The sequence below is a fragment of the Bacteroides sp. 44_46 genome, assembly GCF_001915465.1.
GTDB classification, from domain to species: domain Bacteria; phylum Bacteroidota; class Bacteroidia; order Bacteroidales; family Bacteroidaceae; genus Bacteroides; species Bacteroides clarus.
The window spans coordinates 51,166-77,549 of record NZ_MNQO01000013.1 but is presented as its reverse complement, the minus strand read 5'-3'; the positions used below and the strand labels follow the sequence as shown (position 1 = coordinate 77,549).

The 26,384-nt window shown below is 43.2% G+C and carries 16 protein-coding genes; 9 read left to right on the top strand and 7 right to left on the bottom strand.

The window, feature by feature from the left end:
* Nucleotides 1–4 precede the first annotated feature (4 nt).
* The 7 genes from BHV73_RS05605 (at nucleotide 5) to BHV73_RS05575 (ending at nucleotide 12,333) form a co-directional block, all read left to right on the top strand.
* Complete coding sequence (locus BHV73_RS05605; RefSeq protein WP_009123134.1) at nucleotides 5–1,606, top strand: SusD/RagB family nutrient-binding outer membrane lipoprotein; 1,602 nt, start codon at nucleotides 5–7, stop codon at nucleotides 1,604–1,606.
* A 117-nt stretch (nucleotides 1,607–1,723) separates the two neighbouring features.
* Nucleotides 1,724–3,388 carry an alpha-L-fucosidase gene (locus BHV73_RS05600; RefSeq protein ID WP_009123133.1) on the top strand — a complete coding sequence of 555 codons (1,665 nt, stop codon included), beginning with the start codon at nucleotides 1,724–1,726 and terminating at the stop codon, nucleotides 3,386–3,388.
* Nucleotides 3,389–3,400: 12 nt separating this feature from the next.
* On the top strand, nucleotides 3,401–5,692 hold the full coding sequence (locus BHV73_RS05595; RefSeq protein ID WP_009123132.1) for an alpha-galactosidase: 2,292 nt from the start codon (nucleotides 3,401–3,403) through the stop codon (nucleotides 5,690–5,692).
* 192 nt (nucleotides 5,693–5,884) lie between these two features.
* Nucleotides 5,885–8,116 carry a glycosyl hydrolase family 95 catalytic domain-containing protein gene (locus tag BHV73_RS05590; RefSeq protein WP_009123131.1) on the top strand — a complete coding sequence of 744 codons (2,232 nt, stop codon included), beginning with the start codon at nucleotides 5,885–5,887 and terminating at the stop codon, nucleotides 8,114–8,116.
* A 4-nt stretch (nucleotides 8,117–8,120) separates the two neighbouring features.
* The gene (locus tag BHV73_RS05585; RefSeq protein WP_039951099.1) at nucleotides 8,121–8,813 is read left to right on the top strand and encodes a DUF6250 domain-containing protein; all 693 of its coding nucleotides are present in this window, start codon (nucleotides 8,121–8,123) and stop codon (nucleotides 8,811–8,813) included.
* 213 nt (nucleotides 8,814–9,026) lie between these two features.
* Nucleotides 9,027–10,295 (top strand): DUF4995 domain-containing protein, encoded by a 1,269-nt coding sequence (locus tag BHV73_RS05580; protein ID WP_009123129.1) that lies wholly within the window; start codon nucleotides 9,027–9,029, stop codon nucleotides 10,293–10,295.
* A gap of 97 nt (nucleotides 10,296–10,392) precedes the next feature.
* The gene (locus BHV73_RS05575; protein WP_118468011.1) at nucleotides 10,393–12,333 is read left to right on the top strand and encodes a heparinase II/III domain-containing protein; all 1,941 of its coding nucleotides are present in this window, start codon (nucleotides 10,393–10,395) and stop codon (nucleotides 12,331–12,333) included.
* 224 nt (nucleotides 12,334–12,557) lie between these two features.
* Here BHV73_RS05575 and scpA read toward each other — a convergent pair whose 3' ends face one another.
* Both scpA and mutA read right to left on the bottom strand, forming a co-directional pair.
* On the bottom strand, nucleotides 12,558–14,705 hold the full coding sequence (gene scpA / locus BHV73_RS05570; RefSeq protein ID WP_009123127.1) for a methylmalonyl-CoA mutase: 2,148 nt from the start codon (nucleotides 14,703–14,705) through the stop codon (nucleotides 12,558–12,560).
* An 84-nt stretch (nucleotides 14,706–14,789) separates the two neighbouring features.
* On the bottom strand, nucleotides 14,790–16,691 hold the full coding sequence (gene mutA, locus BHV73_RS05565; protein ID WP_286737340.1) for a methylmalonyl-CoA mutase small subunit: 1,902 nt from the start codon (nucleotides 16,689–16,691) through the stop codon (nucleotides 14,790–14,792).
* A gap of 22 nt (nucleotides 16,692–16,713) precedes the next feature.
* Here mutA and BHV73_RS05560 point away from each other — a divergent pair, with 22 nt between their 5' ends.
* Both BHV73_RS05560 and BHV73_RS05555 read left to right on the top strand, forming a co-directional pair.
* A complete protein-coding gene (locus BHV73_RS05560; RefSeq protein ID WP_281960322.1) occupies nucleotides 16,714–16,938 on the top strand; it encodes a hypothetical protein in 225 nt (74 codons plus the stop codon).
* 21 nt (nucleotides 16,939–16,959) lie between these two features.
* The gene (locus BHV73_RS05555) at nucleotides 16,960–18,621 is read left to right on the top strand and encodes a putative transporter (RefSeq protein WP_009123124.1); all 1,662 of its coding nucleotides are present in this window, start codon (nucleotides 16,960–16,962) and stop codon (nucleotides 18,619–18,621) included.
* Nucleotides 18,622–18,792: 171 nt separating this feature from the next.
* On the opposite strand, the gene BHV73_RS05550 is transcribed toward BHV73_RS05555, so the two are convergent.
* The 5 genes from BHV73_RS05550 to BHV73_RS05530 form a co-directional block, all read right to left on the bottom strand.
* On the bottom strand, nucleotides 18,793–19,422 hold the full coding sequence (locus tag BHV73_RS05550; RefSeq protein ID WP_286737338.1) for a cytidylate kinase-like family protein: 630 nt from the start codon (nucleotides 19,420–19,422) through the stop codon (nucleotides 18,793–18,795).
* An 82-nt stretch (nucleotides 19,423–19,504) separates the two neighbouring features.
* A complete protein-coding gene (locus BHV73_RS05545) occupies nucleotides 19,505–21,109 on the bottom strand; it encodes a sulfatase family protein (RefSeq protein ID WP_286737337.1) in 1,605 nt (534 codons plus the stop codon).
* 9 nt (nucleotides 21,110–21,118) lie between these two features.
* Nucleotides 21,119–23,119, bottom strand: a complete 2,001-nt coding sequence (hepC, locus tag BHV73_RS05540; RefSeq protein WP_255379492.1) for a heparin-sulfate lyase HepC — start codon at nucleotides 23,117–23,119, stop codon at nucleotides 21,119–21,121.
* A gap of 18 nt (nucleotides 23,120–23,137) precedes the next feature.
* Entirely contained in the window at nucleotides 23,138–24,424 is a 1,287-nt protein-coding gene (locus tag BHV73_RS05535; protein ID WP_118047511.1) for a DUF4995 domain-containing protein, read from the bottom strand.
* A 158-nt stretch (nucleotides 24,425–24,582) separates the two neighbouring features.
* A complete protein-coding gene (locus BHV73_RS05530) occupies nucleotides 24,583–26,379 on the bottom strand; it encodes a RagB/SusD family nutrient uptake outer membrane protein (RefSeq protein ID WP_370762164.1) in 1,797 nt (598 codons plus the stop codon).
* Nucleotides 26,380–26,384 lie beyond the last annotated feature (5 nt).

The following is a 26,384-nucleotide window of genomic DNA, read 5'->3' as shown; positions in this document are numbered from 1 at the left end:
TATTATGAAATTACATAAGATTCTAATCACACTACTTTCCGCCATTACCATCAGTAGTTGTACAAGCGGATTTGAAGAAATGAACAAAGACCCAATGGCAGTCAATGAAATATCTCCCAGTCTGTCACTGCCCAATATGCAATATCATGGTTTCCACATTGTCTATGGCGATTACCAGAGAGCCGCTCTGTTATATTCTTTCCTGTATTGCCAATATCTAGCCAATACAAGCAGCTCTTTCACCTCTGGCAATTATGTATTTAACACTTCATGGGCCGAACGCGGACTTTGGACGCCTTATTACCAACAAATGGTCAAAAGAATCCGTGAAATAGAGCCCACATTAGAAAATCATCCGGAATACAACGACATGTATCAAATCATGCGTATCAACTTAGCTATTAGCACTATAAGGATGACAGATACTTTCGGGGACATTCCCTATTTCAAAGCGGGAATAGGAGAAACGCTCATCCCTTACGATAGCCAGAAAGATATCTATTATGACGTTTTTAAGGAACTGACCGAAGCCGTCACAGAACTAAAACAGAAAAAGAGTAATCAACTCCAATATAATACTGAGGACTTAATTTACCAAGGTGATGTAGACAAATGGATCAAGTTAGCCAACTCCTTACGTTTACGTGCCGCCATGCGTCTCTCATTCATTGATCCCGATAAAGCTAAAGCCGAAGGAGAGGCTGCCTTAAAGGAATCCCTTATAGCCTCCAACAGTGACAATGCCGGTGTAACCCCGCCACAACCGAATCGCTGGGCAAACCCGTTATTACGCAGTTTGGTTGTCGATGAATCCCGAGCCAGTAAAACGATGGTTGACATGCTTACAAGCTATGGTACGGTGACCGATCCGCGTCTCACCTTAATTCTGTCTCAAAGCGGAGCGTGGGTAAAAGGAGAAGCGGACGCAGTACAATATCGAGGAGTACCCAATGGACTGCCTGTTACAGACCTTTCGCTACCCGAATATGATAATAGTCATAACTCCTGTATTTGGGGATATATGTGGGGATACGATTGGAATTCTGCCGCAAAAGGTTCTAATGTTGCAAAACCCAATACAGACGCCAACTTTACCCCATTAGGATTAATGAATTATTCTGAAGTATGTTTCCTAAAAGCTGAAGCCGCCTTACGAGGTTGGCAAGGGGCAGGAGATGCTCAGGCAAACTATGAAGAGGGGATCCGTGCTTCATTTGAAGAAATGAGAGCATTAGCTCCTGAAGGGTCCTACTCCACAACCGATGACAACACGTACATTACAACCGGACAAGTAGCTTGGAACAACGCTGATGATTTTGAAATAAAATTAGAGAAAATTATCACACAGAAATGGATAGGAATATATCCTAATTCAGAAGAGGCATGGGCTGAATTCCGCCGTACCGGATATCCTAAGCTTAATCCTGTTAAACAAAGTCTGGAACCTACGATTAATCCGGCAAATAATGAATTTATCAAAAAGCTGCGGTACGTAGACAACGAATTAAGCAATAATAAAGAATACGCAACAGACCCGACCTTAAACGGCGGCAAAGGCGATGGTCTTTCCGTTCGTGTATGGTGGGATACAGCACGGTATAAATAATTTCAAATAATCTGATTTAGGTGAAGGTATATTATTATATAGCCAAATTAAGATTATATAGTCATATACCTTCTCTTTTACAAAAAAGATACCAAATCCACAGACAAAACTGCTACCATGAATATTAAAATCTTACTACTCATCCTCTCATGCTACACCCTTACTGTCCAAGCACAGCATGATGACTTCGGTCAAGACGCCCTTATCAACCCAAGCGCAACAACTTTCAAATTCAACATCGCGCCAGGACCAATAAAACCTACCGATGCCTCTATTGCGGCGCACTATCAATGTCCCGAGTGGTTTCGTGATGCCAAATTCGGTATCTATATGCACTGGGGTATCAACTCTATTCCGGGTTATGACGGACATTACGGCCGATGGATGTACTGGTATCAGGAACCAGACTCCGCATTACGCAAATATCCCATATTGGGTTACAGAGCACATGCGCCTAAGGTATACCAACATCATTTGAAAACTTACGGACACCCTTCCAAATTCGGCTACAAAGATTTTATACCTATGTGGAAAGCCGACAAGTTCAATGCCGACTCATTGGCAGCCTTCTACAAAGAGGTTGGCGCCAAGTTTATCGGTGTAATGGCCGTTCATCACGATAACTTCGACTTATACGATTCAAGCCACCAACCTTGGAACTCCGTAAATATGGGGCCGAAGATAGACATCGTAGGAGCATGGCAGAAAGCATGCAAAAAGGTAGGCGTACACTTTGCCATTTCTTCCCATCTAAGCAACTACTGTCATGAACATATGTTTTACCAAGGTACAAATGCCGACCCCGAAGGTCCGTATGCCGGTATACCTTATGACTATATGGACCCGGCTTACGAAGGACTATACGGTAAACGTACCTCTGACCGTATCATGCGGCTGGAACCAGAATTTGCCCAATCATGGTATCTCAGAACTAAAGAACTGATAGATAAATACGAACCCGAATTACTCTATTTCGACGGTCCCCTGCCCAACGGTATATACGGCCAACAATTGGCAGCTCATTTCTACAACAAGAATCTCTCGCGCAAAGGTGTACAAAATGGCGTACTCACTATCAAAAGAGTGAGAGAAGGATATACTTTAGACCGTGAATGTTCCGGTGAAGATGATTTGCAGAAGAATCCGTTTTTGGTAGATACCACTGTCAATCCCGGCTGGTTCTATATGGGAAACTCTCTAAACATAAGCAAAGAAGGCGGGGATGCCGGTATGGGGTCAGTCGTGCAAGGAAAGACTAAAGACAAATTGCGCATGACGGCAGGACAAATTGTAGATAACCTGATAGATATCGTCAGCAAGAACGGCAATATGATGCTCAATGTAGGATTGCGAGCGGACGGCAGCTTGCCCGAAACATTCAGAGATGAGCTTATAAAGATAGGTAACTGGCTGAAATTGAACGGAGAAGCGATTTATGATACACGTCCCTTCAAAGTATACGGTGAAGGGACATTCAGCATAAATGCCGTAGCGGGTAAGAAGAAGTATGCGGACTACATGTATACGTTCACTGCAAAAGACATACGCTTCACCACCAAGGAAAATACAATATATATCTTTATATTGGACTGGCCGGGAAACGGCAAAAATATAAAGATACAAAACCTGAACAGTAAGGAGATAAAGAACATTCAATCCGTTTCATTCTTAGCTTCAGGAGAAAAAATAAAATGGGAACAAGATGAAAACGGATTGTATATCACAATGCCATCCCACCCCATAGGTGAATATGCCTATGCTTTCAAAGTAACAATCAAATAAACATTGACCGGTATGAAAATCCAGATTACTATATTTTTGATATTATCAACCCTGATAAATTTATCCAATACAAACGCTCAAACTGTAAGTATAGAGAATAATCTGCTTACCTTGCGGATACACAAACAACAAATTACAATAGAGAATAAAAAACTTCCCGATCTCAAAGTAAAAAATATACTTCTACCGGGGCAAATCATTACCTCTGAGAAAACAGAAACGTCCGACCGACTGTGGGGAGAAGGACAATCATTGGAAACTCATTATAACGATGGACGTAAGGTTACATTCACTTTATATGGCAATAATCCTTTTCTCTACATCCATACAGTAATGAAAAACCGCTCAGGACAGGATGTACGAGTAAGTCGCCTGGAAATAGCATCCGTAGAAATGAGTATAGGTGAAATGAACCAACCATTAAATACTTTGGGAAGCGGTGGATTTGCTCCTGTCCAACAGGCACAAGGAAGTTATACCTACACTCTATTAGCTGAACCCGATAGTCGGCACTCTATTCTGACGGCTTGGCTGACGCAGAAACAAGGTATAGGAGTTATGACTCCGAAACTGGACAAAGGAAAGAAAACATACAAAGTAAAAGCTGAACTGGAATTCGGCAATTATTTGGTAAGGAATGGCAAAGAAAGAGGCACCGATATCCTACTGATAGGCTTTTTCGAAGATGGAAGAGAAGGACTGGAACTATATGGAGAGTATCTTGCCAAAGCATATCAGATACAATTACCGGCAAAGCCGGAAGTTTATTGCACCTGGTATCACCGCAACCTAAACGGCTCGGGAGCTTCCACCGAAAAGATGTTACAGGAAAATGCCAATTTCGCAAAAGAAAATCTGGCGGACTTCGGACTGAATACCTTCCAAATTGACGACCATTGGCAAAATTCCATGGGTATTCCTAAAAACAGGCTGGGCTCAGGTCCTTTAAAAACTTTTGCCGAAAGTAACGAAAATTTCCCATCGGGAATGCAATATACAGCCAAGCACCTGAAACAAGTGGGATTTACTCCCGGACTTTGGTTCATGCCTTTCTCCGGTGACATGCACAACCCTTACTTCCCCAAAGAAATATTTGCAAAACATCTTTGGTCTGACGTTCCCTATGACGTAAAAAAATGGTCGGGTACTTGCATCGACGCCACAAACCCCGCAGGTGAGAAGTTTCTACGCGAACGCTTCAAAAGAATTTACGATTGGGGATACCGCTATTACAAAATCGACGGCCTGCATACCGGTGCGCCTTCAGAAAATATCTATGTAACCAGAAGCTATGACGGAGTACCTGTATACGGAAGCGCACGTCTTTATAACGACGAATATACCTTCACACAGTGCTTCCGCAAGGGACTATCCATCTTGAAAGAAGAAGCTCCGGGCGTTTTTCTTTTAGGATGCGCCGCTACTCAGAACATGAGTTCTTTCGCAGCATCCTTTGGTATGGTAGATGCTATGCGCGTAGGTCCCGATAACGACGGTGCCATACAGGGAGCATGGGGAAAAACCACAGCCGGAGCGGACTATGCAGGCAACCTGTACTTCCTGCACAACAAAGTCTGGTACAACGATCCCGACCCTTACTTTGTACGCAGCTCCAACCCGCTGAATAAAGCCCGCTGGATGATATCTTGGCAGGCCATATCCGGAGCGATGAATACGACAAGCATGCAATATGCGGAGTTAGCTCCCGAACGTTTAGACATGATAAAGCGCGCACTGCCCACCCACAACCTAAATGCCCGTCCTATTGATATTCTCGAAAATAATAAACCCCGAATCTGGATGGTAAAAAATGACAGACAGATTGTTTTGGGATTATTCAATTGGAACGAACGACAAAACACGCAAATTGATTATAGCCTGAAACGAATGGGGCTGAACGATTCAGAGAACTACGAACTGTTCGACTTTTGGGACAATAAGTATTTGGGGAATATCAAAAGCAAACTATCTCAAACATTAGCTCCTGCATCTTGCAAAGTATTGGCTGTGCGCCCTCGCAAGGTCTATCCACAAGTCATCAGCACATCCCGTCATATAACTCAAGGACTGATGGATGTAAAAGAAGAATCATGGAATCCCGACAAGAGAACCCTATCCGGAACAAGTGCGGTTGTGAAAGGAGACAGATATGAGCTCCGCATTATAGTACCGGAAGAATTTAATATTAAAAGCGCCAAGAGTAACAGCGGTAAAATGTTTATCCAAAAAGAAGGGAAACTAATACGAGTATCATTTACTCCAAAAAAATCAGGAACGATAAATTGGAATATAGAATTCAAATAACCAAAATAAGAGTGTGTAATAAAAAACGAAGAGATTTGGACAAAATCAAAAGTTCTTCAAACAAATTTACGCATACGTCAAAGTATAATGTAAGACCTTTCGACATTATCAAACCTTATTTCACAAATAATCACTTACCTTTGCTACAAGAGAAAGAAACATACCATAAAAAGATTAAAAAAATTATAACACATGAAAAGATTTCTATTATTCTCTATTGTAGCATGGTACATAACAGCCAGCTGTTTCTGCCAGATAGATTGGAAAAATTTTATGTCTCAGCAAGACATGATTTGGACTCGCCTGCCTCAAACTTGGTACGAGGCTCCTTTTATGGGCAACGGCAGTATGGGAACCTATATCTGTAAAGAACCCGGTAAAAATGCTATACGGGTAGATGTCGGTAACAGCATGGTGCATGACCATCGCACAAATGATAGAGGTGTCTACGGAAGATGCCGGTTGCTTATCGGCTACTTCCTCTTGCATCCTGCAGGAGAAATAAAATCCGGGGATATGAGACTGGATTTATGGAATGCAGAAACTACCGGATGCATCCGTACTACCTTGGGAGAAATAAAACTGAAAGCTTACGTCACTTCCGAAAGCCCTTATATCGTTGTCGAAGCTGAAGCTACGGAAGGTGAGAAGGATTTCACATGGAAATTCTATCCGGAAAATACAGACTCTCCAAGGCAATTGAACGCCATCCAAAGAAATAACAAGAAACACCTGAAAAAAGGATACGTATCGAATCCGGCGTCACAGTTATCCGTACGTAACGGAGTGAACTATTGTTGGCAGCCTTTACTGGCCGGCGGCGGTACAGCCACTGCTTGGAAAGAAATAAGAAAAAATAATACAAGTATCCTTCTTATAAGTAACGCACACTCATATCCGGAAACAGATGCATTACAAAAAGTAGAAACAGCATTGGCAAGTCTGCAAACAACCGATTTGCCCATTCTTCAAAAAGCACACCGGGACTGGTGGCATAATTACTATCCGCAAAGTTTCGTAAGTCTTCCCGATAAGAAAATGGAGAATTTCTATTGGGCGCAAATGTACAAACTTGCATCCGCAACACGCATTGGCGGCGGTCTGCTGGATAACAGCGGCCCCTGGCAAGTGCTGACTCCCTGGCCTAATGCATGGTGGAACTTGAATGTACAACTGAGTTATTGGTCTGTATATGCTTCCAACCGTCTGGAATTGGGAATGCCGCTGGTCAATGCAATCGGCAGCAATCTGAACAATCTGATAAACAATGTTCCCGAAGCTTACCGGAAAGATGCCGCAGCACTGCCTGTCGCTACCGATTTCAATCTGATAGGAGAAACCGTGAATATTCCCGGTACGGAAAAGAAAGCCCAAGTAGGAAACCTGCCGTGGATTTGTCACAACCTTTGGTTGCAATACCGTTTCAGTATGGACGAATCGATATTGAGAAATACTATATTCCCAACACTGAGACGCGCCATTAATTTCTATCTCCCCTTCCTGAAAGAAGATAAACAAGAAAAACTACATTTGCAAAGAACCTTTTCTCCTGAATATGGTATCGCTGAAGATTGCAATTATGACATTGCGTTATTACGCTGGGGATGTAATACGCTGCTTGAAACAACTAAAATTCTATCCATTGACGATGAACTGATACCTCGCTGGAAGCAAGTTATAGAGAAGCTGACCGACTATCCGCAAGACGCAAACGGCATGATGATAGGCAAAGATGTGCCTTTCAGCCGTTCACACCGCCATTACTCACATCTGTTGATGTTCTATCCGCTTTACTTGCTGAATGCCGAGCAAAACGGCAGTAAAGAACTTATGGAAAAATCTGTGGAACATTGGCATAGCCTGCCGGGTAACATCCTCGGATATACCTATACCGGAGCCTCTTCGCTATATGCCGCATTTGGTGAAGGAGACAAGGCTTTGGAAAAGCTGAACGGTTTGTTTGCCCGTACCCTGCGTCCCAATACCATGTATATGGAAAGCGGTCCGGTTATTGAGACACCGTTGTCCGGTGCACAGTGCATACACGATATGTTGTTACAAAGCTGGGGCGGAAAGATACGCGTATTCCCTGCCATACCTTCCCGATGGGGAGATGTGCAGTTCCAGAATTTAAGGACAGAAGGCGCATTTCTCGTATCCGCCAGCCGAAAAGAGGGAAAGACAACCGGTATTCGCATCAAAAGTCTCGCAGGAGAACCTTGCATCTTACGTACGGATATGGTGAACCCGATTGTCAAAGCAGGTAATGTAACGCTTACTCCAATAGGCCAAGGGGAATACTCATTAGACTTAAAGAAAGGAGAAACCGTTGTCCTGACTACCGCAGGGGGAAACATTCCTATGATTAGTCCTGTTGACGGGAAAGGACAAAACTTCTTCGGATTACAACAAGCTAAAAAATAACCGTATGACAAGAAACACCTTACACAAACTCGTATCAGGAAGCATACTGATGTTACTTCCGCTTATGGTTCAAGCGCAAATCGCTTTAAAGAACTGGACAATCGAAGACCACTCAGGCGAAGTGAAAATCATCGTATCGGGCGACACATTAGAAATTACAGCCCCCAAAGGCCTTACCTTATGGTATAACCAACGCCTTACAAGTGATTACGAAATCAGTTATCGTGTGAAAATGTTGATGCAAGGCGGCAAGTATGACCGCCTTAGTGACTTGAACTGTTTTTGGGGTGCCAACGACCCGGAACACCCCGGCAATCTTTTTGCACGCAGCGAATGGAGAAACGGCATTTTTCAACACTATAAAACGTTAAGTTTGTTCTATGTAGGATATGGTGGAAACCATAACTCCACCACCCGCTTCCGCCAATACTTTGCCAAAGCAGCGGATACCAGTGATGCAATAGCCCGCCCTGTTATCAAAGAATATACGGATAAATCGCATTTATTATTCCCGAATAAATGGTACGACATCCAAATCCGTGTGGAAAAAGGAATCACTACATATCGTATCAATGGTGAGGAATTATTCCGGTTAACCATAAAAAACAATGAAGGAGACGGACATTTCGGACTCCGCTTATTGGAAAATCACACGTTATTTACAAACTTTCAGGTCAAAAGTCTGAAGAAGAAATAACTTACAATAAATCTGATTCGGAAGTATTATTTTTACCGTTTTACAGGGTAAAAGTAATACTTCCGTTTAAGAAAATACAGAATTAAAACAGCATTCGACAAAAGTGATACACCTTTAAACTGCGCCAAAGTTCCTTTCAACAATCTTGTACAAGATATTTCCTAAATATCCATATTTTTGTCAACGAACGAAAATAACTAAAAGCTTAATAACATGAAAAGAAACTCTCTGTTATTTGCAACCGCCCTACTCATCGGTCTGACCGGTTGCAAAAACACTCCGGTTCAGAAAGAAGCCTGGATAAGCAACGCACTCGATGCCGCTTCCTATCAATTGAAATTAACCGCCGAAGAACTCTCCGGAACAAACAAGTTGCCACGCTCCATATACTCCGGTTATGATGTAAATTTCCTCGACGCACAGCTACAACGTGAAAACAAAGCGTATATCGACTCTTTGCGTCCTAATCCGGCAGCCTTGCAATTAGGACAAAGACATCTTTGCGGAATTTCCGACTGGACCAGCGGTTTCTTCCCCGGTAGCCTTTGGTACGCTTATGAAATGACCGGAGACGAGGAATTGAAGAAACGTGCTGTCGAATACACTAATATACTGAATCCGATACGTGAGCTGAAAGGTACCCATGATATAGGTTTTATGATGAATTGCAGTTACGGCAATGCTCTCCGCCTCGCTCCCAACGATACCATTAAAGCCGTACTCGTGGAAACGGCGGATAATTTATGCGCTCGTTTCAATCCGGAGATCGGTTGTATCCGTTCATGGGATTTCGGAGCATGGAACTTCCCCGTAATCATCGACAACATGATGAATCTGGACTTGCTGTTCAACGTATCCAAGTTGACAGGAAACGAAAAATATAAGAATGTGGCTGTAAAGCATGCGCAAACCACCATGAAAAATCATTTCCGTCCCGACTATACTTCCTACCACGTAGTCAGCTACAACAACGACGGAAGTGTGGAAATCAAACAAACGCATCAGGGTAAAAATGCAGAGTCAGCTTGGTCGCGCGGACAAGCATGGGGAGTATACGGCTACACTTCTTGTTATCGTGAAACTCAAGATACCGCTTTCTTACAGGAAGCTGTTCATATCGCCGGCATGATTATGGAACGTGTAAAGACAGACGACCTTATTCCTTACTGGGATTATGACGCTCCGGCAGGTGAAAAGACTCCGCGTGACGCATCGGCTGCCGCCGTCACCGCATCAGCATTTTTGGAACTCAGTACATTTATACCTGACGGAAAGAAATATTTTGACTATGCGGAAACGATTCTGAAAAATCTCTCAAGTCCTGATTACCTGTCGGCAAAAGGCAGTAACCAAGGCTATGTACTGATGCACTCCACCGGTTCGTTACCGCACGGTTCCGAAATCGATGTACCGTTGAATTATGCAGACTACTACTACCTGGAAGCGCTGAAAAGATACATAGATTTACAAAACAAGGGATAAAAGTTAGGTAAAAGGTTGTTTTTTATTAACTTTGACGAACGGGGATAATCGTTTATCCTTATTCTCTATTTATAAACGCATCTAATACATACTGCAAATGTCAAAAATAAAAAGTCTGTTATTGACAGGTTCATTACTTATCACAATTATCTGTACCGGTTTTTCCGCCAACGCTACAGAAAGACATCTTCTTGAGCAAACCATTTCTTATGAAGACTTAGGAACCGCCATCCTCTACCACCAAAGCTGGGTGGATTATCCTAAGTATACCGACCGTAAGTCCTGGCAAGAGAAAGTGGACCCGGAAATCAGAAAGATTATCATCAAAAACGGAGAACAAGCCTTGAAACACGAATGGAAACCCGACCTCGCTTCCGACTACCTTGCTTTTAAACGTACCGGTGAAATCCGTACCGGACGTGCCAACCACAAAGCCTTGCAAGCCCTTACCATCGCTGAATTGGTAGAGGGACAAGGAAGATTTATGGATGCTATCATAGACGGCGTGTGGTTTCTGTGCGAAACCTCTTGGATACACTCGGCACACCTCGGTTTTCAGAAAGACCGCTCCGGACTTCCCGACCGGAATGAACCGACCATTGAATTGGTAGTAGCCGACATCGGCGCACAAATGGCATGGACCTACTATTTCCTGAAAGACGAATTCGATAAAACAAGCCCTCTCATCAATGAACGAATTGTAGAGGAAGTCAATAAAAACCTAATAAATCCTTACTTCGCACGGGATGATTATTGGTGGATGGGATTCGGCGGCCAGCAAGTCAATAACTGGAATCCATGGGTTAACTACAATGTACTGCAAGCACTGATGCTGATAGAAAGGAGCCCGGAACGTATCCAACAGGGAGTGTGGAAGCTGATGAAATCTACAGACTTCTTTTTCAGCATGTATCATGAAGACGGTGCGTGTGACGAAGGTCCCACCTATTGGAGCGGAGCATCCGGCTATGCCTTGAAGTTTTTGGATTTATTGGCTAAAGTAACCGGAAATAAAGTGAACATATTCAGCTCCCCGCTCCTGCGCAATATGGCGCAATACATCTACCGGGTACACATCGGCGGTAATTATTTTGTCAACTTCGCCGACTCCGCACCCATAGTAAGCCCAAGTCCCGGTATTCTATATCAGTATGGTAAACTGATAGGAGACCCGGCAATGATGAAATTCGCCTCATTGATGGCACGACAAAACCAAAGTTTCAAGAATGGGGTAAACGGCTATTTCGCTTCCGCCTTAGATGAACTCTTTATGTACAAAGACATTATCAACTATCCGCAAGGCGAGCCGCTGATTGGCAGTTACTGGTTTAAAGATACCCAAATTTGTGTAGCGCGTGATACCGAAGGAAAAAGTGACGGCTTCTTTTTCGCTGCAAAAGGCGGGAATAATCAGGAGAGCCATAATCATAACGATGTAGGTTCGTGCATTCTTTACTACAATTCCAAACCGTTACTTATAGATGTAGGTGTGGGAACATATACCCGACAGACCTTCGGACCGGAACGATATACGATATGGACCATGCAATCCGATTATCATAACCTGCCTCTCATTAACGGAACAGCACAAAAGAACGGCAGAGAGTTTGCGGCGTACAATCAACAATACAAAGCCACAGCCAAAACCATATCTTATCAGATAGACATAGCCCGGGCTTATCCGCAGGAAGCAAACGTGAAAAGCTGGACCCGCAACTATACATTGCACAGAAAAAAGGATTTCACAATCACCGACAGATGGGAATTGGCAGCCTACGAAAAACCAAGCATATTAAGCCTGATGACTTGCAACGAAGTTGAGATTGACAACGACAAGAACATCATCCTGACAGGAGAAGCCGGTAAATTCAAACTGGAATACAATAAAAAGCTTTTATCGCCCGAAGCAGATATCATCGAATTGACTGATCCTAAATTAATTCACTCATGGAGCCAGAAAAAACTTACGCGTATCCGTTTTACAATATTATCGCAACAAACTACCGGTGAAAGCAAACTGATGGTGAAGAAACTCTGATTTTGCTCCATACGTAACGTACGGGCATAAAAAAAGGAGTACCGCTGTACTCCAACCTTTGTTAACCTTAAATCTAATACTATGAAAAACACATTGCAAAGATACGGACAATTGAGAAATTTGCAAATTATCCAAGAAAAAAAGTATGTTTTATAACACAGATTAAGAAAAAAGGACGGATATGCAAAAGCATTCCGTCCTTTTTTAACATTTCCTTTTACGGATTATTCCTCATCCAATAAGATTTCAAGAATCTGGCAAGCAGCCTTCGCTACCGGAGTTCCGGGGCCGAATATAGCGGCTACACCTGCTTTATAGAGGAAATCATAGTCCTGCGCGGGAATCACACCACCTGCGATAACTACAATATCCTCACGTCCCAACTTCTTGAGTTCTTCAATAATCTGCGGAACCAGTGTCTTGTGTCCGGCAGCCAATGAAGAAACACCCACTACGTGAACGTCATTTTCCACAGCTTCACGAGCCGCTTCGGCAGGAGTCTGGAACAACGGTCCCATATCCACGTCGAAACCGCAGTCCGCATATCCGGTCGCTACCACTTTGGCGCCACGGTCGTGACCGTCCTGTCCCATTTTAGCTACCATGATACGAGGTTGACGCCCCTCTTTCTTCGCAAACTTCTCAGCCAACTCACACGCTTTGTGGAAGTCGCTGTCATTTTTACTTTCTGATGAATACACGCCTGAAATAGTTCTAATTACTGCTTTATAACGTCCTACAACTTTTTCGCAAGCATACGAAATCTCACCCAATGTGGCACGAACACGTGCAGCTTCCACTGCCAATTCCAACAGATTGCCTTCTTTCGTTTCCACACATTTGGTAATGGCTTCGAGCGCTTTCTGAACAGCAGCTTCATCGCGACCTTCCTTCAATGTCTTCAGGTTCTGAATCTGCTCCTGGCGAACAGCCGTATTATCAATCTCAAGAATATCGATGGGGGCTTCTTTCTCCAAACGATACTTATTTACACCTACAATAGTCTGTGAACCACTGTCTATACGGGCTTGCGTACGTGCGGCAGCCTCTTCGATACGCATCTTGGGAATACCGGTTTCGATAGCCTTCGCCATACCGCCCAGTTTTTCCACTTCCTGAATCAATTCCCAAGCCTTGTGCGCCAGTTCATTGGTCAGAGACTCTACATAGTAAGAACCGCCCCATGGGTCGACATTCTTGCAGATATAAGTTTCTTCCTGAATATAAATCTGCGTATTACGTGCGATACGCGCGGAGAAATCGGTAGGCAAGGCGATAGCCTCATCCAAAGCATTGGTATGCAGAGACTGTGTATGTCCCAAAGCGGCAGCCATAGCCTCAATACAGGTACGGCCTACGTTATTGAACGGGTCTTGCTCGGTCAGTGACCAACCGGAAGTCTGGGAGTGTGTACGCAAGGCCAGTGATTTCGGGTTCTTCGGATTGAATTGCTTCACAATCTTAGCCCACAACATACGCGCGGCACGCATCTTGGCGATTTCCATAAAGTGGTTGGTACCGATAGCCCAGAAGAATGACAGACGAGGCGCGAACGCATCAATATCAATACCGGCGGCAACACCCGCACGAAGATATTCCAGACCGTCAGCCAGTGTATAGGCCAACTCGATATCCGCCGTAGCACCGGCTTCCTGCATATGATAACCGGAGATAGAGATAGAGTTGAACTTAGGCATCTTCTGAGATGTATATTCAAAGATATCGGAGATAATCTTCATAGAGAATGCAGGCGGATAGATATAAGTGTTACGCACCATGAATTCTTTCAGGATATCATTTTGGATAGTACCCGCCATTTCTTCCAGCTTAGCGCCCTGTTCCAGACCGGCATTGATGTAGAATGCCATAATCGGAAGTACCGCGCCGTTCATAGTCATAGACACAGACATCTTGTTCAAAGGAATACCGTCGAAAAGTACCTTCATGTTTTCCAGTGAACAAATAGATACACCTGCCTTACCAACATCACCAACTACACGCTCGTGGTCGGGATCGTAGCCACGGTGGGTAGCCAAGTCGAATGCAACGGACAGACCTTTCTGTCCGGAAGCCAGATTACGGCGATAGAACGCATTGGACTCCTCGGCAGTAGAAAATCCGGCATACTGACGGATAGTCCATGGACGCAAGGTATACATTACAGAATACGGACCGCGCAGATAAGGCGGAATACCTGCCGCATAGTTGAGGTGTTCCATACCTTCGAGGTCTTCTTTGGTGTAAACAGGCTTCACTTCAATGTGTTCCGGAGTTTTCCAGTCGGCTTTGATGCCGTTAGCCTTTTGCCACTCAGCGCCATTGGCAGGCTGAAAAGCGGCATATATATCTAAGTTTTTAAAATCTTTTCTCATCTTCTTAAAAATGATGAACAAAGAATGACGAATGAAGAATTACCATGCGGAATAAATGCTCAGCCTATTCTTCATTTTTCATTCTTAATTCTTGATTAATATCTTGTTGAATTCCTTTAATGTTTCCAGAACGTTGACACGAACATGGATAAAGTTCTCGATGCCTGCCGCTTTCAGCTCGTCCATGCAGGTAGGAGCACCGGCAACAATGAACATAGCGCGACCATTCAAAGCTTTGAAAGCAGGAACGGCATATTCCGCATATTCATCATCGCTCGAACAGAGAACCACAATATCGGCTTTAGCTTCCATCGCAGCTTCCACACCCTCCTCTACGGTCGGGAAACCGAGGTTGTCAACAACTTCATATCCGGCGCAAGCCAGGAAGTTACAAGAATATTGAGCACGTGCCTGGCGCATTGCCAAGTTACCGATAGTCAGCATAAACGCCTTAGGACGCTTGCCCGAAGCTTCCGTTTCCAGACGCAATGCTTCAAATTCGCTGGCGGCACGGTCGAAGTTCAGTGAAGGAACATCCTTTTCGCAAGTGCTGTGTCCGCCACAGCAACAAGAGGCTTCCAAAGGTTTCTTGTCGCCCGCCTTTTCGTTGAAGTTCGGGAACTGGTTAGTACCCAACAACACTTCCTTACGCTTGGCAACAGCCGCATGACGAACCGTATTGCTTTCGTTCACGGCTGCCTGTACCTTACCGGATTTTACAGAGGCATAGAAACCACTCTCTTCTTCCACTGCAAGGAACAGTTCCCAAGCTTGCTTGGCAATAGCCACGGTCAGATTCTCGATGTAATAAGAACCGGCAGCAGGGTCAATCACCTTGTCAAAGTGAGATTCCTCTTTCAACAGCAACTGTTGGTTGCGCGCCAGACGTTCCGAGAATTCATCGGGAGCGGCATACGTCTTATCGAACGGAACCACTGTCATAGAGTCAACGCCCGCAAGAGCAGCGCTCATAGCCTCAGTCTGCGTACGCAACAAATTTACATGTGCATCGAACAAAGTGAGGTTGAAAGTCGAGGTTTCCGCATGTATTCTCATTTTGGCAGCACAGCGACATTCATTGTGTTCGCCTTTGTTTTCGCAATCGCGCAGACATTCCGGATTATAAGAAGCTACGATATTGGCCCACAACATACGGGCTGCACGGAATTTTGCGATTTCAAGGAAATAATTGGAACTGATACCGAAATTAAACTTAATCTTCTTGGCTACCAGAGCTGCCGGCAGTCCGGCATCGGTCAATTGGTTCATGTATTCATTACCCCAAGCCAACGCATAGCCCAATTCCTGATAGATATATGCACCCGCATTGTTGAGTGTCAGCGCATTTACATTCAGCACGCGATATTTCGGAAGAACGGAAGTAGCTTCAATTAAGGCTTTGGCAGTAGCTACCATATCACCTTTCTCTTTACCCTTAGCCAGCATCTTGTTGAAATAATCGTAGTTGATAGAACCCTGCAACTTCGTAAGATCATAGTCTTTCTTTTGGAAATAAGCGACCAAAAGTTCCGCCAACTCCACCACATGTCCCTGGCAGGTGGAGAAGTTCAATTCCACACATTCCGCGCAGATGTCTTTCAGCAAAGTCTCGATATACTCCGCACTCAGTTCTTTGGCTTTCACGTGGAAAGAGAGTGAATCGATGCCCTTATTCAGGATATCCAATGCCTTGGCATTGGCTTCTTTAGGACATTCCACCTTTATTTCCTGGCGAACGAACCACTCATTGTTGTTTTTCTTTGTACCTCTAAGGTACGGGAACTCACCGGGAAGAGCATTTGTGGTCTTCAAACCTTCGAGGTCTTCCATGCGATAGAAAGGTTTCACTTTGAATCCTTCATTCGTCCTCCAAACGAGCTTTTTCTCAAAGTCCGCACCTTTTAAGTCTGCGGTTACTTTCTCCATCCACTGTTCCGTAGAAACCGGAGAAAAGTCCGAGAAGAGTTTTTCTTTACTGTCTGCCATAGTTTATTTAAAATTAAAATAGATGAATAGTATTCATTTTGTCATCAAGAGACTTGCAAATATAAGGAAATACTTAAAACAAAAAGGCTTTTTAGAGAAAATTGCACTTACTGATAGCACTATGTTCATCTTTATTCAAGACATATTCCCCGCATACCCCACGCTTTTGCAAAGTTGGTATTACAAAAAGAAAGGCAAACCTTTTGTTACCTCCCCTTTATTAAGTAATTTTGCGCAAAATTTTTAAAGCAATATATAATAAGGTACTATGAACTGGTTAGAAAGTCTTCTTTGGGACCCGACATCCGTTGCGCATATCGTCTGCTTATACGCATTCGTTATATCCGTAGGGGTACTGTTGGGCAAGATTAAAGTTTTCGGAGTATCGCTGGGAGTGACGTTTGTACTCTTTACCGGTATTCTGATGGGGCATTTCGGATTTACAGGTGAAACACACATTTTGCATTTCATCCGAGAATTCGGTTTGATTTTATTTGTATTCTGTATCGGTCTGCAAGTGGGGCCGTCGTTCTTCTCCTCTTTCAAGAAAGGGGGTATGACGCTAAACATGCTTGCCGTAGGCATTGTGGCACTGAATATCGTTGTCGCATTGAGTATTTACTTCATTGACGGTAATATAGACCTTCCGATGATAGTAGGTATTCTGTACGGTGCCGTGACCAATACTCCCGGTTTGGGTGCCGCCCAAGAAGCGCTGAACCAGCTGAACTATACAGGTGATCCTATTGCATTGGGATATGCTTGCGCCTATCCGCTCGGCGTAGTGGGTATCATCGGCGCTATTATCGCCGTACGTTATATCTGCCGCATCAATCTGAAAAAGGAAGAAGAGCAACTCAATACGCAAGAAACCGATATGAAACACATGCCGCATATGCTGCATCTGGAAGTGCGTAATGAAGCTATCGACGGTAAAAAGCTGATTCAGGTGAAAGACTTCCTGGGACGTTCTTTCGTATGCTCCCGCATTCGTCACGAAGGGCATGTCAGCATCCCGAACCAAGACACGGAATTCCACATCGGTGACCAGTTGTTCATCGTATGTTCCGAGGAAGATGCCGAAGCCGTAACAGCCTTTATCGGTAAGGAAATCCAAGTAGACTGGGAGAAGCAGGATACTCCCATGGTTTCACGCCGTATCTTGGTTACCAAGTCGGAAATCAACGGAAAGAAACTGGGAAGCATGCACTTCCGCAGTATGTACGGTGTAAACGTAACACGTATCAACCGTTCGGGTATGGACTTATTTGCCGATCCTAATCTGGTACTCCAAGTGGGTGACCGCGTAATGGTTGTAGGGCAACAAGATGCCGTAGAGCGTGTAGCCGGCGTATTGGGTAATCAGCTGAAACGTCTGGATACGCCGAATATCGTTACAATTTTCGTAGGTATATTCCTGGGTATCTTATTGGGCAGCCTGCCTATTGCATTCCCCGGCATGCCAACTCCGGTGAAATTAGGTCTGGCAGGCGGTCCGCTGGTAGTGGCCATCCTTATCGGACGCTTCGGGCACAAACTTCATCTTGTAACATATACCACCATGAGCGCCAACTTAATGCTGCGTGAGATAGGTATCGTACTGTTCCTTGCCAGCGTGGGAATAGAGGCGGGAGAGCATTTTGTACAAACAGTAGTGGAAGGAAGCGGTTTGTCTTATGTGGGTTATGGTTTCCTGATTACCACCATTCCGTTACTGATAATCGGCATTATTGCCCGACTTTATTGCAAGGTCAATTACTTCACGTTAATGGGTCTGATTGCCGGCAGTAATACCGATCCGCCCGCACTGGCATATTCCAATCAGGCATCGGGTAACGATGCGCCGTCAGTAGGTTACTCTACGGTTTATCCGTTAACGATGTTCCTGCGTATTCTGGCGGGACAAATGATATTACTGGCAATGATGTAAAGATTAGTTCAAGGAGCGCTTTCAAGCTATAAATAAAATCGGGGAGAAATTTACTATAATTTTAGTAGGATTATAGTAAATTTCTCCCCGATTTTATTTAAAATGATTATTGAGCTTATTCAGAGGGCTTTTTTATGTGATGATATATTCCCATTCCAACGAACTCGCAAACTACAGTTTCAGTTTCTTCCTTATGAACTCTTCTATATAGCTGACCGTTTCGTCAATACCCAATACGGATGAATCAATACAAAGATGATAGGTAGCAGCCGCTCCCCAAGTCTTATAACTATAATAGTTATAATATTCCGCACGCCGCTTATCCGCTTTATTCATTTTCTCCTCTGCCGCGTTCTCCGAAATAGAGTGCAGACAGCATAAACGGGCTATCCGATCTTCGCGCGATGCGGAAATAAAGATATTGACACAACGCGGATTATCCCGCAAGATGTAATCGGCGCAACGCCCTACGAACAAACAGGACTTCTCGGAAGCAAGCTTCCGTATCACATCACTTTGCACCTTAAACAATGCATCGTTGCTCAAGCAATTGGTTGCAGGCATGGCTCCGTCACTTATGAACGGAAAACGCATACCAAACAAACCACCTATAATTCCCTGTGAAGCCTTTTCATCCGCTTTCTCAAAGAATTCCCTGCACAATCCGCTTTCTTCGGAAGCAAGGTTAATCAGTTCCTTATCATAAAAATCAATGCCCAAGCGAACAGCCAGCTTCTCTCCGATTTCTCGTCCGCCACTACCCAACTGGCGACCTATATTTACTACAAATTTATTGTCCATAGATATATTTTATGAATGATTGGTAGCAAATATAAGTATTCTCCTGTTAAATATCAAGTTCGGGCAAAGAATCCTCTATTTTTCACCGATTCTCCATAAAACGCCTGTCACCTTTAAACAATTCCGTTATCCTCTCATCAGGGTCATTGTCCTTATATTGTTCCTGCACTTCTTTCAGTAACAGCATAAGTTCGGCTTGTTTAGCAGTATATTCAGGATTACCGTATAGATTATTCAACTCGTGCGGATCATTCTGCATATCATACATTTCCCATTCATCCACATCATTATAGAAATGAATCAATTTAAAATCAGTCGTACGAATACCATAATGGCGTTTCACCGAATGTTCGGCAGGGTATTCATAATAATGGTAATAAGCTGCCTTCCGCCAATCAGCTGGCGCATTCCCCTCATTGGTAAGAACTGGTTTCAAAGATTCTCCCTGAATATCATCCGGAATTTCTACTCCTGCAAAATCCAGGAATGTAGGAGCAAAGTCTATGTTCATAGCTATCGCATTCGATGTGCTTCCCGCCTTGATTGCTTTGGGATATCGGACAATCATCGGCATACGCTGACACTCTTCATACATGAAACGCTTGTCAAACCAGCCATGCTCTCCTAAAAAGAAACCCTGGTCGGAGGTATAGACAATGATTGTGTTATCCAATTCGCCAGTCCTTTCCAAATAATTGAGTAACCGTCCGATATTCTCGTCCACAGCAACTACGGTAGCCAAATAATCGCGCATGTATTGCTGATATTTCCAGCTGATTAACGCGTTGCCTTTTAGGTTTCCGTTACGATACTCCGAAATGCGTTGCGCATAGACAAAATCCCATTTGTCCTGTACGGCAGCCGGCATACGCTTATATACCTGATAAAGACGGTTGGTAGTGTCTTTCAGCATTTCCTCACGGGTCAGCAACTTCAAATCCCAGTCATCAGTCAACGTATGCTCAATCGACATATCTTGTTCTTTGGCGGCACGTCCTCTGCCTTCATATGTATCGAAAAGCGTGCCGGGTTCCGGGAATGTGGTGTTGTTGAACATCCCCAAATGACGGGGCGCCGGCATCCAATTGCGATGGGGAGCTTTTTGATGATACATCATGCAGAAAGGCTTACTCTTGTCCCGATGTTCCAAATACTCGATTGCTTTATCGGTAACTATGTCGGTCACGTAACCTTGCTCCACCACATGCTTACCGTTTTCAATAAAGTCGGGATTATAGTAATCGCCCTGCTCATGCTGTCCGCTCAGAATACACCAGTAATCGAACCCTTGCGGTTCGGTTATCAGATGCCACTTACCAATCACTGATGTCTGATAACCTGCTGCCTGCAATAGTTTCGGGAAGGTTTGCTGACTTCCATCGAAAGTACTCGCATTATCGGTAAAGCCATTCATGTGGCTGAACTTACCCGTGAGAATACAAGCGCGCGAGGGACCTGACAGCGCATTGACTGCATAGCAGTTATCCATACGGATACCCTCATTGGCTATCCTATCCATATTCGGAGTTTGGATAAGACGACCGCCATAACATGACATCGCCTGTGTGGTATGGTCGTCCGTCATCATAAAGATAATGTTAGGACGACTTACCTCCGTCTTTGGGGAAGTACAAGCCGAGAGCCCGAGGGCGGTAAGGGGCAATAGTGTATATGATAGTCGATTCATAATCGTAGTTTATTTTAACTGAGACATTAATTGGCGTACTGTACCGTTGACAGAAACCTCAACCTTTACACCTTTCTCGTCAAAACCTTTATTTTGGAACTTCGCTGTCAGTGTCGGATATTTAGTAATATCTTTTACCGGATAAATGATCGTTATATAACGTACAGCCTCTGCATTGTTCTTGTTTACATTGAAAGACAAAGAAGTACGAGGTACACGCTGGCGGTAAGCGGTAGAGCGCCAACCTTCCTCTTCTTTTAAAGATACCTCTGTTTCCGGGAAGCACTGTAATTTCACGTTACTCGGCCCATCATAAGCCGTAGTTATCGCATTCTCCTTTACATCAATATTTACTGTACCCTCACAGAAATGATAATTCAAATTAACCGTTCCCTTGGCATCACCAATTGCCTCATCTACTATAACATAATAGGTCTGATCGACAAAGAAAACAGTACGGCGATGCCTCAGGTCTTTATAACTAGGATTTTCCGTAACCAATATTTGCGTATCTCCTTCCGGCTGCCATAATTTAGTTACAGACTGTGTAGTCTCAAAGTTACGGCCATCTAACGTCAACGTATTATGCACACGTGTCTGGCGGAACCAATTACGCAATTTCATGACTTCAGCATCTCCTGCATAAACATATGCACCAGAGTCCGGAAATAGATTCTTGCCGTTAAACCAAAATTCAAAAGTACCATTATCCGGTTGGCAATGCCATTCACCTTTGGGCCCCGCCTTAACTACCATTACGGCCGCATCTTTTTTCCAACCGTTTCTGAAAGTGAAGAAACCGGAAGTCAACGCTCCATGAGACAAATAAGGTAACATAGAACCTTCACGACCTTCTGTAGCATAGTAACGTATCCACTCACTATCCGGGAACAATGCAAGCCAATCACGATAATTAGCAATCTCAGCCTTATAATCACCTAATTTCGCATCACTGAAACAAGGATTGGTATAGTCCGGAAAACAAATATTGGTATAAAACTCAATCATACTTTTTATAGTATCCAGATACTCAGCCGGAAATTCGTTACGGAATCCATTGCAATCTGCCATACGCAAAGCTTTACAGAATATATTGATTGCAGCCAAATGGTAATGAGGGTCTAATTCATATTGTCCGCCGTCATTGTATACCTGTTTCTTAATTTCACGATTCAAAATATTAATCCCGCTTTCTCTCCAAGTAGCAGCATCTTTAAATTCAGGAAAGAAAACACCGGCATACACCATACGCTGCGCCTCAAACAGCAGATGATTACCTTCATCCGAATAATTACCTAAAATAAACTCACCATGACGATGATAATTAACCAAGAATTCAGTCAGGAACTCCGGAGTAAACGCTTTCGACGCACAGAACAAAAGGAATTGCCCGGTTTGGTCCTGCAAACGGTTACTAACTTCCAACGGTCTCCATGCGAAACGAACATTATCCGCATTGTCTCTTATCTCACCGGCACTGACTAATTCAAACTCTTCCTTCTTAACCTGAGTTAACGGATTTTTCTCAATCCAATCAAGATATTGAAAAGCCCATTCTTTTGCGTATTTTTCATCACCTGATATACGATAAGCCTTACCCATAGGAGTAAACCATTTATGACGATGAAGCTGCCAGCGCAGTTCATTGTCTTTCACAGGCCAATATTCCCAATTGATATCTTTACCGTAATTATATGAAGGCTGGTACCCTTTATGCACAAAAAAAGTATGCTCCAAGGCATCATCCGCCCATTTCTGCTCCTCCTTTGATATGGTGAGATTCTTCAAATCAATATCCGGATGTGTGATAGTTGTACGACTGCGGTAATAATTCAATAACTCTTGTGCAGCTTCATCCCATTTCTGTTGAGAACAAGCAGTTTTCACTTTCTCCAAACCCGGATAATCCAAATTCAGAAGTTCAAAAGACTCTTTTCTGAGTTGTTGCGCATCTACAATAATGGCAACAGCCAGCAAGAGAGCACTTAAAACATATTTTATTACTTTCATGATATATAAATAATAAGATTAAATATTCTTATAATCAATGCCTTTCACTTGCATATAACGAAGTAATGCCTCCAAATAATAATAGTCGGCATAATTAATCGGTGTATCTATTTCAGAACCATTAGGTAATGAACCAGTGGAATGCATCAGTATAAAACCTTGATTTGTACCTATCTTAGCCAAATAAGTATCTGACGAGAGATTCTTCAGCAGCTTCTCAGCATAATCAAAGTAAATTTGTCCATCGTCGGTCAATGTACTCAATTCTATCAAGGCAGAAGCGGTTATAGAAGCGGCAGATGCGTCACGAGGTGTTTGAGGTATGTCAGGTGCATCGTAGTCCCACAAAGGTATTGCATCTTCCGTTTTTACACGTTCCATGATTAGTGCGGCTATATTTTTAGCTTGTTGCAAAAATTGTACATCTCTTGATTCACGGTAACAAGACGTATAACCATATACCCCCCATGCTTGTCCACGTGCCCATGAAGAAGCATCATTCTGCCCTTGATGTGTACATTTCTTCTCTACCGTTCCGTTATCATTATAACTGACCACATGATAAGATGAATAATCATCTCTAAAATGATTTTTCATTGTTGTTTTTGCATGTCGCAAAGCAAGCTCCTTGTATTTATCGTCACCAGTGAGATGACTAACATAAAACAGCAAGTCTAAATTCATCATATTATCAATTATAACAGGAAAATTCCACTTTCCAAAATCCCATGAACGAATACAACCTATCTCAGGATTAAAGCGACCACATAAATTATCGGCAGTTTGTATCAGAGCTTGGCGAACGCTGTCAGCCGGACATAAACGATTGGCGTTACCGTAACTGCAATTCATCATAAAACCTATATCATGGGTACCTTTGTATTCACGTAACGGATATAAATAGTTTGTAAATTTAATAGCATTCTTTTTTAATACTTCACTGCCCGTCAGCTGATAGGCATACCATAAATTACCAGGAAAGAAACCACTCGTCCAATCATAAATGGAAAAGCAATAACGGCGAGAACCAACATCCCCTTTGACCGGTTTTATCCTTAAAGAGTCTTTAAAAGTAACTGGATTTTTTTCCAACTGTACACACAGAAATTCTGCACCATAACTTGTCCAAATAGAGCGAGGCAGGCAAATAGAATCGCCTACATCATTCACTGTATATTGCAACTGTTCTGCAGATACGTCTATTGCGTGTTTTAACCAAGCATAATTATCATTTGATTGCTTGGAAGAACACCCGAAAAAACTATATAAAATAGTAATATAACCAAGTAATAATATTTTTTTCATACAATACAAAAGATTCTAAACGCTGTAGTAGATATTAGTCCTTAAAGACTGAAAGATGTTTAGCATAGGAGAAAACTCCTATGAAACATCTTTCAGAATTCAAAAAGCTAGTGGAATAAAGCTATTCCAGCAATTATAACTAGTATAATACCTATTATTTATTCATATCCCGGATTATTTTCTCCATTCAACTGTGCATTGGACTGTATTTCAGCCAAAGGTATCGGAAGAAGCTCATGCTTACCATCCACAAAGTTATGACCAGCAACATAATTCTGTGTTGCCCAAACAACAGGATCCCATACTGCAGGAGTAGCGCCATCCTCCAACTTCGTCGGTTTTCCGTTTTTATCCACATCTTTAAATTCTGCGGCACCCTCTTCCCAGTTCTCTATATATGCCTGAGCTGCACGTAATGCATCACCCAAAATACCCCAGCGAATTAAATCAAATTTACGCTGGCCTTCATAAGCTGTTTCAAAAGCACGTTCCCAATAAAGAGCTGTACGGAACTTACCAGCTTCATCCCCATCGCTGATGAAAGGTAAATCATATACTTTGGGGGCTTTCATTAGACTTGCATAATTAGCCGAAGTAATAGCGGTTGCTTCGGAGCGAGTACGTACACTATTTAATAATCTCCAAGCCTCCGGCGTATTACCTGTTTCATTATAAGCCTCAGCTGCCATCAATACAACATCAGCATAACGTAACGGACAATAGTTCACCCCTGTATGATTCGGATCAACAAATCCCGGTGCCATCCACTCTCTACGCCATTTACCTGGATAACGATACATATTCTTTGAGATCTCTTGACATACGGTCATTTTAACTTGGTCTTGATCCTTTTTCACCCATCTATATACATAATCAACAAAGTTTACGTCACGACGTACATCATTGTCTTCGTAAAAATGTCCCCAATAGGGAAGTACTATAAAGAAAGCATTAGCACGTCCCATATGAGTTTGATTTGCCGCTCCGCTACCAGCATCTGGAGCATCTACCAACGGGCCATTATATGTAGCCCAATAACCCGCATTATCTTTCTGCCCATTATTAGGCTCAAAAGCTATTTCCCACAAACTCTCTTGGTTATTCAAGACAAGTTTAGAGTAATTCTTAAATAGTTCTTCATAGCCAGCACTATAAAAATCATGATACCCCTCTGTATTGAACGCTTCCCATTCCTTAATAACAGCCTCAAAATATTTTTGACGTGTTGCATCATCTGGACGAGTAAGCTTGCGAGTAGCACGGTCTAAACTGTATCCTGCACGTTGCAAATAAGCGCGCATTAGCAATGCACGGGCAGCCCCACGACAAGGAACCTCTGAAGAAGCGACCTGACTACCAGGATTTAAATATTGTTTGGCAAAGTCCAAATCAATAACAATCTGATCATATATCTTTTCCCGTTCCGTACGAGGTTGGGAAGTTTCTCCAAAACTGCCAGTACTTGTCGTTTTGAAAGGTACATCACCCCAATAGCGTACAAGGTCAAATGCTAAAAAAGCACGAAGAAAACGAGCTTGAGCAACCAATTCTTTTAACTCGTCACTATCTTCATAGCCCGGCATCCCTTCAATACCAGAAATAGCTGTATTTGCACGATCTATCCCTTCATAGGTATAATTCCATACGGAAGCTATCCAAGTATTAGAGGAGGTAAGAGCATAATGTGATATATCGCGACGCGTTCCGTCACCAGTAGCCGTACCCCTAACCATATACATATCATCAGAAGAAGCAAACGGCATAGCATATTGTCCATAAGAGCCCTCTGCTGCAAGACAATCATAAATACCTATTACAGCCATTTTAGCCTTATCTGCAGTAGTAAAATAGGTATCCATTTCATAGAATGAAGTAGGTTTTTCTGTTAAATCACACGAAATAGCCCCCACACTCAGTAGTGCACCAAGCACATATATTAATTTATTTTTCTTCATTGTAT

Excerpts from the sequence above, each read along its gene's own strand:
- BHV73_RS05605 (WP_009123134.1), top strand. The coding sequence starts at position 5 with ATGAAATTACATAAGATTCTAATCACACTACTTTCCGCCATTACCATC.
- BHV73_RS05600 (WP_009123133.1), top strand. The coding sequence starts at position 1,724 with ATGAATATTAAAATCTTACTACTCATCCTCTCATGCTACACCCTTACT.
- BHV73_RS05595 (WP_009123132.1), top strand. The coding sequence starts at position 3,401 with ATGAAAATCCAGATTACTATATTTTTGATATTATCAACCCTGATAAAT.
- BHV73_RS05590 (WP_009123131.1), top strand. The coding sequence starts at position 5,885 with ATGAAAAGATTTCTATTATTCTCTATTGTAGCATGGTACATAACAGCC.
- BHV73_RS05585 (WP_039951099.1), top strand. The coding sequence starts at position 8,121 with ATGACAAGAAACACCTTACACAAACTCGTATCAGGAAGCATACTGATG.
- BHV73_RS05580 (WP_009123129.1), top strand. The coding sequence starts at position 9,027 with ATGAAAAGAAACTCTCTGTTATTTGCAACCGCCCTACTCATCGGTCTG.
- BHV73_RS05575 (WP_118468011.1), top strand. The coding sequence starts at position 10,393 with ATGTCAAAAATAAAAAGTCTGTTATTGACAGGTTCATTACTTATCACA.
- scpA (WP_009123127.1), bottom strand. The coding sequence starts at position 14,705 with ATGAGAAAAGATTTTAAAAACTTAGATATATATGCCGCTTTTCAGCCT.
- mutA (WP_286737340.1), bottom strand. The coding sequence starts at position 16,691 with ATGGCAGACAGTAAAGAAAAACTCTTCTCGGACTTTTCTCCGGTTTCT.
- BHV73_RS05560 (WP_281960322.1), top strand. The coding sequence starts at position 16,714 with ATGAATAGTATTCATTTTGTCATCAAGAGACTTGCAAATATAAGGAAA.
- BHV73_RS05555 (WP_009123124.1), top strand. The coding sequence starts at position 16,960 with ATGAACTGGTTAGAAAGTCTTCTTTGGGACCCGACATCCGTTGCGCAT.
- BHV73_RS05550 (WP_286737338.1), bottom strand. The coding sequence starts at position 19,422 with ATGGACAATAAATTTGTAGTAAATATAGGTCGCCAGTTGGGTAGTGGC.
- BHV73_RS05545 (WP_286737337.1), bottom strand. The coding sequence starts at position 21,109 with ATGAATCGACTATCATATACACTATTGCCCCTTACCGCCCTCGGGCTC.
- hepC (WP_255379492.1), bottom strand. The coding sequence starts at position 23,119 with ATGAAAGTAATAAAATATGTTTTAAGTGCTCTCTTGCTGGCTGTTGCC.
- BHV73_RS05535 (WP_118047511.1), bottom strand. The coding sequence starts at position 24,424 with ATGAAAAAAATATTATTACTTGGTTATATTACTATTTTATATAGTTTT.
- BHV73_RS05530 (WP_370762164.1), bottom strand. The coding sequence starts at position 26,379 with ATGAAGAAAAATAAATTAATATATGTGCTTGGTGCACTACTGAGTGTG.